Source organism: Algoriphagus sp. (assembly GCF_046296635.1).
In the GTDB taxonomy this organism is placed as follows: domain Bacteria; phylum Bacteroidota; class Bacteroidia; order Cytophagales; family Cyclobacteriaceae; genus Algoriphagus.
Window position 1 is genome coordinate 94,212 of sequence record NZ_JBKBKZ010000017.1, and the last position, 15,216, is coordinate 109,427.

Sequence of the window (15,216 nt, forward strand, 5' to 3'; positions counted from 1 at the left end):
CATGAATTCACTTCAAAGTAAAATTGCAGCCGCACGAAAAGTTTACGAAACCTACTGGGACAGTTACACCGAAGGAGACTTGGAAACCTTTGCCTCCACTTTGGATGACAGGTTTGAAATGATCGGAACGTCTGAAACGGAGGTTTGCCATTCCAAAGCGGATGGAATCGAATTTTTGAAAGCCCAACTGCATGAATTAGTCGGAAAAGTAGAGATGCGTAACAGGCAAATCGATATCGTTCCAATAGATCAAATGATGCTTGTAAATGAGCTATGCGATATCTATGTCCTTGTGGATCCGGACCTGCCTGCCGGCAGGCAAGGCCTGCCGGCCGACAACCAGAATTGGAATTTTTATTCTAAGATCAGGATATCCACATTTCTTAGGAAAACTGAATCAGGTTGGAAAGTGACTCAGCAGCATGGTTCACTTCCCGATATGCGCGTGCAGGAAGGAGAAACTTTGGCTTTGGAGAAAATCAGTAAAGAAAACATCGAACTCAGGGATGCGGTCAAGCGCCGCACTGCCGAACTGGAAAATAAAAACCGGGAATTGGCCATAGAGGCTGCACTTGAGAAAGTGCGAGCTGTGGCCATGGGCATGAAAACCCCCGAGGACATGCTTGATGTATGCCGAGCTATTTCGGATCAGCTGCAACAGTTTGGTGTAGCAAAAATCCGAAATGTACAAATCGCGATTATAGACGAAAAGATAGGTCAATACCTCTGTTACCAGTATTTTACTCCTTATGACAAAACCACTATTGAAAAAACCGAATACCTCAAAAGTCCGGTTGAGCATGGTATGGTCAAGCAGATGCTGGCCTCACGGGACGGGTATTTCATCGGTAATCTAAGCGGTCAGGAACTCGAAGACTTTCGCTCACACAGAAAAGAAGAAAACCATTTTCCTGATCCATTTTTGGATAAAGCCACCGAATTGGATTATTGCTTTTTGTCCATTGGCGAAGGAGGACTGGGACTGACTTTATATCAGCCAATGGCTGACGATGTTTTGACTTTGTTCAAGCGATTTCATCAGGTGTTTTCCTTGGCTTACCAGCGGTTTCGGGATATTGAAAAAGCTGAAGCCCAAGCAAGGGAAGCTCAGATAGAAGCAGCATTGGAGCGCGTGCGCAGCAGGAGCATGGCCATGCACAAAAGTGAAGAGTTGTTGGATGTAATCACAGTGGTTTCTGAGCAATTGCATCAGCTTGGTTTCAGATTTAACCACGTTAGTTTTGCGAACAACGAAATTGACCAGGATTATAAATTTTGGTCTTCGCTAAAGGGGATGAATCCCGTGCGGTTCAATGTTCCCTTTGCCAATTTATCCGTCTTTACGGGTTTAAAAAAAGCGCAACAGGATGGAGTTCATTTTTATACCGACATCCTCAGCCGGAAGGATAACAGGAAATGGCACGCGCATTTGCTCAAATATGGTGGGTCTCAAATCTTTTCGGAAGAGATAAATGAATATATTATGCGTAGGGGAATGGCCAGATCAATCTCCATAAACCCCAATATTATCCTTATTCTGGCAAACTACGCATCTGCGCCGTACACCGAAGAAGAAAACAAAATCATTACTCGTTTTGGCAATGTATTCGAACAATCCTACACCCGCTTCCTTGATCTCCAAAAAGCGGAGGCTCAAGTCAGGGAAGCTCAGATTGAAGCTGCGCTGGAAAGGGTCAGAGCTCAGACCATGGCCATGCACAGCAGCGAGGACGTGGGGAAATGTGTCGTCAAGATGTTAAGTGAGCTCACTGCCTTGGGAGTGGATGAAGGGACCCGATTTGGGATTGGAATCTTAAATCATGAGAACGAAAACAATCAACTTTGGACAGCTCGCAAGACCGGAGAGGAAATCAACATGCATATCGGAAACATCGATATGGCCTCCCACCCCATGCTGAAAAGTGCCCGCAAGGCCTGGAAAGAGCAGGTTCCATTTCACAAGTATGTATTGGAAGGGGAAGATTTGCTGACCTATTACCAAATGCTCAATAATGCTCCTGACTATAAAATTCAAATACCGATAGAAAAATTACCCAAAAAAGAAATACAACACTGTTTCATATTCGAGCATGGATTTTTTTATGCATTCAGTCCCCGTGAATTCCAACCCGAATTAATTCACATTACCAAGCGGTTCAGTGCTCTGTTTGAACAAACTTACCGGCGGTATTTGGATTTAGTAAGAGCAGAAGGTCAAGCTCGTGAGGCAGAAATCGAGTTGGCGCTCGAACGGGTAAGGGCAAGGACCATGGCCATGCAGCACTCAGACGAGCTGACCGAAGCTTCAGAAGTTTTGGACCGGCAAGTCCGCGAATTGGGTATTGAAACCTGGGGCTGTGCTTTTCATATTTATGCAGATGATCCTGAGGGTGACTATGAATGGTTTAGCAGCCGTGAGGGGTCTTTGCCATTTTACAAAACTCCCAGAGAAAATTTCTTCTTGAAGTTTTACGAAAAAGGCAAAGCCGGAGAAACGTTCCATGTGGAAGAATTCTTAGGCGATGATTGTAAAGTCCACTATGATTACCTGATGACTATTCCGGTCATGGGTGATGCACTTCGTGAAATTGTGGCTTCCGGTGCCTCTTTGCCCGAGTCGCAGTATGACCATATTGCTTTTTTCAAGCATGGATTCCTCCTCTTCATTACCTATAAGCCGGTTCCTCAATCACATGCCATTTTCCAACGCTTTTCAAAAGTTTTCGACCAAACTTATACCCGCTTCCTAGATCTACAAAAAGCCGAAGCCCAGGCGAGGGAAGCACAGATTGAAGGGGCTTTAGAACGAATTCGTTCCCGGTCTCTGGCCATGCGTACAAGTGATGAATTAGAAGACGTAATTATGGTCGTGTCAGAGCAATTGCAGCAACTACAATTCAGGTTTCACAATGTAAGTTTCAGCAGCAATAACGAACAAAGTGATATTATTTTCTGGTTGGCTACTCCGGGCAAAACAAAACCTTTTTTAATAAAGGCTCCTTATCTCGATACTCCATCAGTAACTAGGATTATCGATGCCCGGAAAAATGGTATTGACTTCCTTGCAGATGTCATGTCTACAGAAGAAAACCAGGAATGGCTGCAGCACACCGTCTATAACTCCCAAAGCAACTTAACTGAAGATGATAAAAAATTTTTACTGACCAGAAAAGGGATGGCAAGGTCCACTGTGCTGACGAAAAATATCACATTAATGCTTGTTAATTATGCTGGTGTTCCCTTTCCTAATCAACAAAATTTTATACTGAAACGGTTTGGAAATGTTTTTGACCAATCTTACACCCGCTTCCTCGACCTCCAAAAAGCGGAAGCACAAGCCCGCGAAGCACAAGTCAACCTTGCTGTAGAACGAGTAAGGGCAAGGGCATTGGCGATGTTTAAGTCCGAAGAAATACTGCAAGTTGTGCACAAGCTGAAGGATGAAATTATGGGTCTCGACATCCCCAATGTAGCTGCGGCTACCATCCATCTTAAGGAACCAGATGGCATGTGCCGGGTTTGGGATTTAACCTCCCTTGAAATCGAAGATGATGGCTTGCATCTGCCGCTTGACATTCGTTTCCGTCTCGAAGATACCCATCGTGATTTCTTTATGAGAAGGATATGGGAAAATGAGGCGGACTACTTTGTAGTGATTCAGAAAGACTCTGATTTCAAACACACCCTTCAATGGCTGCGTGATAACAATCAATCTAAGCATGCGGACGAAGCTGAAGAGTTCTTCAGTTCTACTCAACTAAAGAAGGCCTATCATCCAACTGTACCATTGAACAATGGCAGGATGAATCTAGACTTGTTGGATACGCCAGATCCTGAAATTGAATCCATTCTCAAAAAAATGGCGGGTGCTTTTGATTTGGCTTACAAGCGTTTTGAAGATCTACAAAAAGCAGAAGCACAGGCAAGGGAAGCGCAGATAGAAGCGGCACTGGAAAAAGTCCGTTCCCGGTCCTTAGCCATGCATAAAAGTGGTGAGCTAAAAGAAGTGGTCTCTGTTCTTTTCGAAAAATTAAAAGTCCTGCAAATCCCCTTTACTGCCGTTGGCATCGCCACACATATTGATGCTTCAAAAGATTTAAATGCTTTTGTCTGCGGTCAAAATGATGCTGGCCTGGTCATCACTAATTATCGTCTCCCTTACTTTGATAATCCGGTACCGAAAGATTTATACGGCGCCATTGAAAAGCAATTGGAATATTTTGTGGGCCATTATTCAAAAGAAGAAAAAGATTCCTTCTACGAGTATGTAATTGAACATACGGATGAATTCAGGCATCTGCCCGAAGATATCAAGCGCATGATATTCGATAGCACCACCTATACCATTTCCATGGTGGCGGTTAAGAATGCAGTGTTTAATGTCAATGATTTTGAAGGGAAGGTATTAGCCGAAAATGAAATTGATATCATCAAGCGTTTTGCGCGGGTATTCGATCAGGCATATACTCGTTTTCTTGATCTACAAAAAGCCGAAGCTCAAGCCCGTGAAGCACAAATTCAGTTGTCACTCGAGCGGATCCGAGCAAAGGCCATGGCCATGCAACACAGCGATGAGCTCAGTGATTTCCTTACGGTCCTGTTTGGGCAATTTAATGTACTCAATTTAAACCCCGTTAACTGCCACCTAAATTTTCTGGATATTGAAAATAATCGAAATATTTTCCGCATTACTGGTAAAAGGGGGGCAGCTTTAATTGCCACTCAAGAAATAGATCTGGATGCCTCACCGCTATGGGAAAAAAGGAAAGAGGATTGGAAAGCCGGACATCCCAATGATGTGGATGTATTGTATGTCCCGTACGAAAACCATCAGGTAATAAATGAAATTTTTGAAGAATTATTGAGCAAACTTCCAAAGGAGGATCGCCCTCTTCCAGAAGACTTCCCGGATGGTCTATATGTTATTGATGGATATTGTAGATATGGTTACTTAGGCTATAGCGCAAGCAGGCCGCCATCAGACGAGGAAAAGGAGATTACCCGACGAATTGCCAATGAGTTTGGCAATGTATACCAACGTTTCCTTGATCTGCAAAAAGCAGAATCACAAGCTCGTGAAGCGCAGATTCAATTGTCGCTTGAACGGATCCGAGCAAAGGCAATGTCCATGCTCCACAGTGATGAGCTCAGTGATTTCCTTACGGTCCTGTTTGAGCAATTTGAGGTGCTCGACCTACGCCCCGTAAACTGCATTCTCTCTCTTTTCGATATTGAAAATAACCGAAGCACTTTCCGGATGACAGGCAAAAAAGGAGCAACGTTGATTGCCTCACAGGAAATAGACCTCGATGCTTCACCTGTATGGAAGCAAAAGGTAGAAAACTGGAAATCTGGCCATCCCAACGATGTGGATGTGCTCTATATTCCTTACGAAAACCTTCCAGAGATAGCAGAAATTTTTAATGAAATACTGGAAAAACTGCCGGAAGATGAACGACCCCTACCGGAAGACTACCCGAATGGTGAATACATCATTGATGGATATTGTAAATATGGTTACTTAGGTTATGCCGCAAGCGGACCGCCATCCGAAGAGGAAAAGGAAATAATAAGACGTATTGCAAATGAGTTTGGCAATGTATACCAGCGCTTCCTCGATCTCCAAAAAGCAGAAGCCCAAGCACGGGAAGCGCAGATCCAATTGTCGCTTGAACGGATCCGAGCAAAGGCAATGTCCATGCTCCACAGCGATGAACTCAGTGATTTCCTTACGGTTGTGTTTGAGCAATTTCATGTACTCAATCTACGACCTGTAGCCAGTCAACTATCTTTTTTAGATATTGATAACAATCGTAGCATTTTACGATTAACTGGAAAAAATGGGGCAACCTTAATTGCAACGCAGGAAGTAGATCTTGATGCATCACCTTTTTGGAAACAAAAAGTAGAGGACTTTAAATCAGGCCAGCCAAATGATGTAGATGTAGTCTTTGTTCCCTACGACAAGATTCCTGAAATAGTCGAAATTTTAAAAGAAATATTGGCCAAACTACCGGAAGACGAACGCCCTCTACCTGAGGACTTCCCAAATGGTCAATATATTGTTGAGGGAACTTTTAAATATGGTTACTTAGGATACAGCGCTACAGGACCGCCTTCCGATGAAGAAAAGGAGATTACCCATAGGATTGCCCATGAGTTCGGTAACGTGTACCAGCGATTTATTGATCTCCAAAAAGCAGAAGCCCAAGCACGGGAAGCAGAGATTCAGTTGGCACTGGAAAGGGTGCGGGCACGAAGCCTTGCCATGCACCGCAGTGAAGAATTGGCAGATATTTCGATGGAGTTGGTCAGGCAGGTGCAGACTTTGGGTATGGAAAGCTGGTTTTGTGCATTTAACATTTACGATGATGACCCTAGAGGATCAGTGGAATGGGGAAGCAATGGTCAGGGTACTTTTCCTAAATACAGAACTCCACGGGAAGGAGTATTTCTGAGGTATTTTGAAGCTGGTCAAAGAGGAGAGACTTTTTTGGTAAATGAAATCGGGGAGGAAGTCTGTCCTGCGCATTATGAATACCTGTGCAGCTTGCCCGGAGTAGGAGAACAATTGCTTCAGATGAAAGCTGCCGGAATCCCGTTTCCGACCTCGCAGATTGACCATGTGGCATTTTTCAAATATGGGTATGTCCTCTTCATCACCTATGAACCTGCCTATGAATCACATGATATTTTCAAACGCTTCGCCAAAGTCTTTGAACAGACTTATACCCGCTTCCTTGATATTCAAAAAGCGGAGGAACAGGCAAGGGAAGCGCAGATCGAAAATGCATTGGAGAAAGTCCGATCACGAACCATGGCGATGCAGCGCAGCGATGAATTGACAGATGTTGCAGGTCTGTTATTCAATCAGGTCAGTGCCTTGGGTATTAAAACATGGACCGCTGGCTTTAATGTATGGAGCGAAGACAATAACTCCTACGTGGACTATTTAAGTCTTAATGGTGAAATTTTTGGGCCTAATACCGTGCACACAGAAAAGGCTGAGGCATTAAAGGAACTCAGTAATGCCAGGAAAAGCGGGGTCGAATTTGAAGTCCTGTTTGTTGAGGGTGAAAAGATCAAAGAATTATACCTGGCAATTAGCGGGATTGATGAGAAAGAGTATGATATAATGGTGAAGGATGGGCTCCTCCCGTCTCAGCAGTATGAACATTTTGTGTTTGGTGCCAAAGTTAGCGTGATGTTCATTACCTATGAACCCGTGCCGGAAGCCCATGATATTTTTAAGCGGCTCGGTAAAGTTTTCGAACAAACCTACACCCGCTTTCTAGATCTCCAAAGAGCAGAAGCACAGGCAAGGGAAGCACAGATCGAAAACGCATTGGAAAAAGTCCGATCACGAACCATGGCGATGCAGCGCAGCGATGAATTGACAGATGTTGCAGGTCTATTATTTAATCAGGTCAGTGCCTTGGGTATTAAAACATGGAGCGTCGGCTTTAATGTATGGAGCGAAGACAATAACTCCTACGTGGACTATATTAGTCTTAATGGAGAATTTTATGGGCCTAATATCGTAGACACGCAAAAAGCTGAGGCTTTAAAAGATGTCAGGAAAGCCAGGAAAAGCGGGGTCGAATTTGAAGTCCTGTATGTGGAGGGAGAAAAGATCAAACAATTGCACATGGCACTTGGCGGGGTTGATGAGAAAGAATATGAAATAATGCTGAATGATGGGCTCCTCCCGTCCCACGAGTATGAACATTTTGTATTCGGCGCCAAAGTTAGCGTGATGTTCATTACCTATGAACCAGTACCGGAAGCCCATGACATTTTTAAGCGACTCGGTAAAGTTTTCGAACAGACCTACACCCGCTTCCTTGATCTCCAAAAGGCCGAAGCCCAGGCACGTGAAGCGAAAATTGAAACAGCTTTGGAGCGTGTGAGAGCACAAGCCATGGCCATGCATCATTCTGAAGATTTACGCAGTACAATCCAGGTGTACTTCGAGCAACTAGATGAACTGATGGATTCGACTATTGTGCGATGTGGCGCAGGATTGCTCAATAAGGAGAACACGATCGCCGAAATGTCCACCGCAAGCAAATCCCCGGAAGGGGTGACCTATAATGTGGAAGGGAAAATCGATATGCAGGGACATGCACTTCTGGAAAACACGTATGAACATTGGCTGAAACAGAAAGAATACAGTCATGTTTTGCGTGGAAATGAAATTAAAGAATACTATCAGTACATCACCAACCAGGTGGCCATACCAGAAAACAAAGGAGGTGATGAACTGCATTTTTATTTCCCGATGTTCAATGAAGGGTCGTTTTATGTAGTAACAAATAATGAGGTGCCTGAAGATGAATTGCAAATCTTCCGCAGATTCAGTTCCGTGCTTAGTTTAACCTACAGACGATTCAATGATCTTCAAAAAGCCGAAGCCCAAGCCCACGAAGCAAAGATAGAAGCGGCTTTGGAGCGTGTACGTTCCCGCACCATGGGTATGCAAAGTAGTGAGGAACTTCCCGAGGTAGCAAATCTCCTTTTTACTGAAGTGAGAGCGATAGGAATCCATGCATGGAGCTGTGGGTATAATATTCTCGCTGAGGATAAAAAATCAGCTACCTGCTGCATGAGTAGTGAGGGAACCCTGCAAACGCCATTTCAGCTTCGCTTATGGGGAGAAAATTCATTCGATGAAATGGGTGAATTCGTCCTGAGTGATAATACGATGTTTGTTCAGGAACTTGGCGGTAAAGCCTTGGAGGAGCACTATGGATACATGAAATCCTTCCCGGACCTGAAGCCCACTTTTGACGAAATTGACAGGCTTGGGCTTTCACTGCCCACTTATCAGATCAACCACCTCTGCAAATTCACCCAGGGATTTATTTTGTTCATCACCTATGAAAAGGTGCCCGAATCCCATGCAATTTTCAAACGTTTTACCAATGTTTTTGACCAAACCTACACCCGTTTTCTGGATCTGAAAAAAGCTGAAGCTCAGGCTCGGGAAGCGCAAATTGAAAATGCCTTGGAAAAAGTTCGGTCAAGGTCATTGGCGATGCAAAGTCCCGATGAGTTGATTGAAGTGGCCCAACTGCTACGGGAAGAAATGGGTGCATTGGGCGTAGAGGAATTGGAAACCAGCTCTATCTACATCCATGATGAAAGCAGCGGATTGACACAATGTTGGTTTACCATCAAGAATCCGGATAACCCTGACAAAGCGATAACAGACCAAATGGTTATTGACCTTCAGGATACCTGGGTGGGCCGAAAGATGGATGAATTTTACCGGTCCAAAGCAAAACAAACTTCCATCCTGATGCAGGGTGAGGGAAGGATAGAATGGATCCGATATTGTGAAGAAAAATCCGACCTGTTTGGGACCAGCAATTTTTATGGAGAAACTATTCCCGATCGTACCTATCATTTGTACAAATTTTCCAATGGCTACATCGGTGCCGCTGCTCCCGGAGAGATTTCCTCAGAAAGTTGGGAACTTTTAAAAAGAGCCACGGCAGTATTTTCCTTTGCCTATACCCGTTTCAGGGATTTGCAAATGGCCCAAGCCAGCGCTAGGACTGCCATGCGACAGGCTTCTTTGGACCGTGTTCGCGCTGACATTTCATCCATGCGCAATGCTGATGACCTTGACAGAATCACGCCGCTGATTTTCAAAGAACTGACCATTTTGGGGGTGCCATTTATCCGCTGTGGGGTCTTTATTATTGATGAAAAACAAGAATTAATCAACGCCTACCTTTCCTCTCCTGAGGGTAATTCGCTTGGAGTGTTAAGGCTCCACTATAATGCAAGCGTACTCACTCAGGGCACAGTAGAAGCTTGGCGAAAAGGTGAAGTTTACAGGCAGCACTGGAACAAAGAGGACTTCGTCCAATGGATCAACATCATGATGCAACAAGATCAGATCCAGGACAGCAGGACTTATCAAGGAGCAGCAGTACCTCCGGAGTCGCTCGATTTGCATTTTGTTCCTTTTACCCAAGGGATGCTCTATGTGGGGGCTATTAGCCCTTTGGATGAAAGGGAATTAGAATTAGTAACGTCTCTCGCAAAAGCATTTTCCATCGCCTATGCCCGATACGAGGATTTTGAAAAACTCGATAAGGCAAAATCAGAAATCGAATCGGCCATGAGCGAACTCAAATCCACCCAATCCCAACTCATTCAACAAGAAAAACTCGCCTCTCTCGGCCAACTCACCGCCGGCATCGCCCACGAGATCAAAAATCCGCTGAATTTTGTGAATAATTTCTCTGAAGTATCAATAGAGCTTGTAGATGAAGCAATTGAGGAGAGAGGCAAGAGTCAAGAAGCAAGAAACGAGACTTTGGTTGACGAAATTCTGGTAGACATCAAGTCCAATCTTCTGAAAGTACACGACCACGGAACCCGCGCCAATAGCATAGTGTCTTCCATGCTTCAGCATTCCCGCGGAGGTTCGGGCAAAATCGACCCTACAGATCTAAATGCTTTGGTCAAAGAATATGTCAACCTAAGTTTTCATGGGATGCGGGCAGGGAAGAATCCCATCGATGTTGAAATCAGCTTTGATTTGGATCCTGGTATTGCCGATGTTCCGATCATCAAAGAGGATTTTATCCGAGTGATTATCAATTTGTGTAATAATGCTTTTGACGCGATGCGGCAGAAAACCCTCCAAGGGTTCGAAACCCTTGGAGGGTTGGGAGTCTACCAACCCCAGCTAACTGTCCGCACCAAATCCGAAAAAGACCAAATCCGGATATCGTTTGAGGACAACGGTCCTGGCATCCCCGAGGAGATCAAAGACAAAATCCTGCAGCCTTTCTTCACTACCAAAAAAGGAACAGAAGGAACTGGACTTGGGCTAAGCATTACCCATGATATTGTGAAAGCGCATGGGGGTGAATTGGAGATTACTTCCCAACCCGGATCAACCGTGTTTTTCATCTGGCTTAATTACAAATGATGCATGAATCATATTTGGATAAAAAATCTTTAAAAAAAGTCATGAAGCCACTAAACATCATGAAAAAAATAGTTTCGCTCCCGATTAAAACAGCCTTGCTTGCCTTTGTGATGATCCTGATCGCAGACGAATCACTGGCGCAGCAACGTGCTTATATCAACGGTCCTTCCGAAAATCAGATTGATAGCCTGCTCCTCCGTTTTTCTACCGAAACCTCCGGTCGACTCCGCATGGGCTTGGCCCGGGAATTGGGTCTCTTTTACACTGATGTCGACCCAGACACAACCATGTATTTTGTGAATACGCAGTTGCAACTGGCCCAGAGCTTGGGAGAGCGTTTGTGGGAAGGGGATGCACTTAGAAGGCTTGGATATCTCACATATCTTCAGGGGAGTTATTCCGAGTCATTCTCATATAATACGCAGGCCCTTACGCTGTTTATGGATACCTCCACCGAACGGAAGGTGTGGGAACCTGACAGGCTTTCTCTCGCAGGCACCCCTGAACAAGCCCGGTTAACCGAGCTCGCCCTGACTTATTTTCACCGGGCGCAACTATACACGTGGATCAGCAACATCTCTGAGCAAAGGCCCCTCTATCGAAAAGCCATTGAAATAATAGATAAGGCTGGAGACGATGCTATTGCCTCATTCATGTATGGCAATCTGGCAGAATCATATATCGAAGAATATCCCGATTCTGCCATGATGTATCTCAGTATTGGACTTGAAAAGTCCGAAAAAGTTGGTTTCATGAAGTATCGGGGTAATGATCTCTCTCGTATGGGAAGAGCGCATAAGAGCCTAAATAACTTTGATAGCGCTGAGAAATATTATTTGGAGGCAATTGCCATAAGCAGGGAAGTTAATAACTTCAGGCACCTTGCGATTGCGTATTATGAACTAGCCCGGCTCAATCAGTTGACCGGCGATACCACCCGCGCCTTGGACAACGCCCTGAACAGTTACGAGGCCGCCGATTCGATACGAAACCTGGCCGTTATCAGTGACGTTGGCCTCATGCTCTCCAAATTGTATGAGCAGTTGAACGACACGGATAATGCATATTATTTTCTGAGACTGTCACAGGCTGCTTCGGAAACCCTGCAGAAAGAAAACCAGATACGACGGGCCAGCGACCTGCAGTTTGCCGAACAACTCAGGCTCAGGGATCTTGAGGAAGCTCAGGCGAGAAGTCAGGCCCGACTCAGGATGACCATTCTGATGGGTGTGCTGTTCACGATTGCGGTGGTGGCGTTCCTGATGTACCGTAACAACCGCCAAAAACAGGCGGCCAATAAGGTATTGGAAAAAACACTGGATAATTTAAAAGCCACCCAGGCCCAACTTGTCCAACAGGAAAAACTCGCCTCACTCGGTCAACTTACCGCCGGAATTGCCCACGAGATCAAAAATCCGCTGAATTTTGTGAATAATTTTTCGGAGGTGTCGATGGAGATGATTGAGGAGGTATTAGAAGCAAGAGGCGAGAAGCGAGAGGCGAGAAGCGAGAAACGAGATGAAAGAGAGGAGCTGGAAGATGAGATTCTTGAAGATATAAAAGCGAATCTGAGGAAGATACACGAACATGGAAGTAGAGCAAATGGCATTGTGACATCTATGCTTCAGCATTCCAGAGGCGGATCCGGGAAAATGGAACCTACTGACCTCAATGCTTTGATAAAAGAATATGTCAACCTGAGTTTTCACGGGATGCGGGCAGGGAAGAATCCGATCGGCGTTGATATTGTCTTTGATCTGGATCCTGATTTGGGCATGGTGTCCCTGATTAAAGAGGATTTTACGAGGGTGGTGATTAATTTGTGTAATAATGCTTTTGATGCCTTGAGAAGCAAGATTCAGGCGCAAGACCTGCCAGGTTTCCAAAACCTGGCAGGTCTAAAGGACTACCAACCCAAATTAACAGTCCGCACCAAAACCGAAAAAAACCAAATCCGGATAGCTTTTGAGGACAACGGCCCAGGCATCCCAGACGACATCAAGGACAAAATCCTGCAGCCTTTCTTTACTACCAAAAAAGGGACTGAAGGAACGGGACTTGGGCTGAGTATTACCCATGATATAGTGAAGGCGCATGGGGGAGATATTAAAATCAATTCCACTTCTGATTTTACGTGTATTTTTATCGAAATGCCATCAAGAAAAACTATAAATACAACTCATAGCTCTTAAACCTATGAATATCATAAGTTCTAAAATAACTCTAATATTATTGTTTCTAGCTCCTTTTATTCAAAAGGATGTTACACCGATTGTAACTCTTGAAAGCGAGGGAATGGGGGAAGCTGCAATTATTACTTTATTTGACAAGCATGGATGGTATTATCATCCGGGCGATGATCCTGCCCTTGCAGCCGACAGTACATTTTCAGGCGCATGGATACCGGCTTCACTTGGGATGTGGGCGGGGCAGGTTCCTGATGAGTGGGATGGAATCGGATGGTTTGCAGGCGTTATCCGGATTGACTCATCCATGTACAACAAAGAAGTTGCGCTGTGGGGCAGGATATACGGAGCTTTGGAAGTATATGTGAATGGTGAACGGGCAGGTTCTGCCGGCCGTGTGGGTACGAATGTTAAAACCGAAGAACCCATCGGTCAGTTTGAGCCCATTACCTTTTCCTTCGGGGAAAGTGATCTTCATTTCATCGCCATCCGCTACTCAAATCACAACTACCAAAAAGCATGGGATAAAGCTCCGATTGGACCGCTGCTAAGATTAGGGCTAACGGAAACTTCTTTAGATCAATACCGCTCTTTTGTTAACAAAACCAGGAATAATCGTCAAATCTCTTTCTTTTTGGTGGGAATGCTCCTTGCTTTTGCTTTCCTGCACTTCATACTTTTTGTCTACTACCCTTCAGAAAAAGCAAACTTCGCGTTTTCCCTGTTACTTTTATCCTTCGTCCTATTGAGCGCTGCAACACTCTCAACGGGGTTGACATTAAATCCGGACCTTTTTACAAAGTTTCTTATAATTGAAGGGGTTTCTGTTTCTCTTGTTGGCATCACTAATATCTATTTTGTTTTCATTGTTACCCGGCGGAAAATTAACTGGATTCCCGTCTCTTTTACCATTGCCGGTATAGCACTTATCTATTTTGTCTTTTCAGATCCGCATCAGTCACGCCCTTTATTAATACCATTTATCTACCTGTCTACAATCGCGGCCATTATTCTTTTTTCATTCGACAGTTTAACTAAAAAACTGAAAGAGTATAATGTCATCATTTTTACTTTGGTTATTTACTTCATATTAATCATACCACGTACATTATATATATCATTTGACATCTCTGTTTTATGGTTTGAAAACGAGATCTTAACCAGATTGAGTTTCATTTTTATTCCGATCGGTTACTCCATCTATCTTGCTAAAAATATTGCTTCAACCAATCACTGGCTCAAAAATCAGCTCGAAGAAAATGAAAGGCTGGCATCAGAGAAACAGAGAATGGTAGAAAGTAAAAAAGAAGAGCTGGAAAAAGAGGTTTTGGCAAGAACGGCAGAATTGAATAAGTCATATGACTTACTGAAAAATTCCATGGAGAAACTCAAAGCCACTCAGGATCAGCTCGTGCAGCAGGAAAAACTCGCCTCCCTCGGTCAGCTTACAGCCGGCATCGCCCATGAGATCAAGAACCCGCTGAACTTTGTGAATAACTTCTCGGAGGTATCGATTGAGATGATTGAGGAGATACTAGATTCAAGACACAAGACACAAGATACAAGACTCAAGACGGAGGCTGATGAAATTGAGGATGAGATTTTGGAGGATATAAAAGGAAACTTGAAGAAAATACATGAACATGGAAGTAGAGCAAATGGCATTGTAACATCTATGCTACAGCATTCCAGAGGCGGATCAGGGAAAATGGAACCTACTGATCTGAATGCTTTGATCAAAGAATATGTCAACCTGAGCTTTCACGGGATGCGGGCAGGGAAGAATCCGGTCGATGTGGATATAGAACTAGATCTAGATCCTGAATTGGGCGATGTCCCACTGATCAAAGAGGACTTTACGAGAGTAGTGATCAATCTTTGTAACAATGCTTTTGATGCCTTGAGAAGCAAGATTCAGGCGCAAGACCTGCCAGGTTTCCAAAACCTGGCAGGTGGGGTGTAAAATATTTAAATAAAATATATATATTCTTCACCCCATTTTTTTATATTCCCTTGTCTAAATTATTCGACCTATGGAAGATGATAGTGCAAGTTGGAAAGAACGAGCCATTTCCAGAA

The 15,216-nt window shown here is 44.2% G+C and carries 3 protein-coding genes; all 3 read left to right on the forward strand.

Going from position 1 to position 15,216, the window contains the following annotated elements:
• The first annotated feature begins 1 nt into the window (after position 1).
• From ACK4HU_RS13545 to ACK4HU_RS13555, 3 genes are read left to right on the forward strand one after another with little or no spacing between them, the layout of a single operon-like run.
• The gene (locus tag ACK4HU_RS13545) at positions 2-10,951 is read left to right on the forward strand and encodes an ATP-binding protein (RefSeq protein WP_409807589.1); all 10,950 of its coding nucleotides are present in this window, start codon (positions 2-4) and stop codon (positions 10,949-10,951) included.
• Between the two features lie 41 nt (positions 10,952-10,992).
• A complete protein-coding gene (locus ACK4HU_RS13550; RefSeq protein ID WP_409807590.1) occupies positions 10,993-13,143 on the forward strand; it encodes an ATP-binding protein in 2,151 nt (716 codons plus the stop codon).
• A gap of 4 nt (positions 13,144-13,147) precedes the next feature.
• The gene (locus ACK4HU_RS13555; protein WP_409807592.1) at positions 13,148-15,100 is read left to right on the forward strand and encodes a hypothetical protein; all 1,953 of its coding nucleotides are present in this window, start codon (positions 13,148-13,150) and stop codon (positions 15,098-15,100) included.
• Positions 15,101-15,216: the final 116 nt, after the last annotated feature.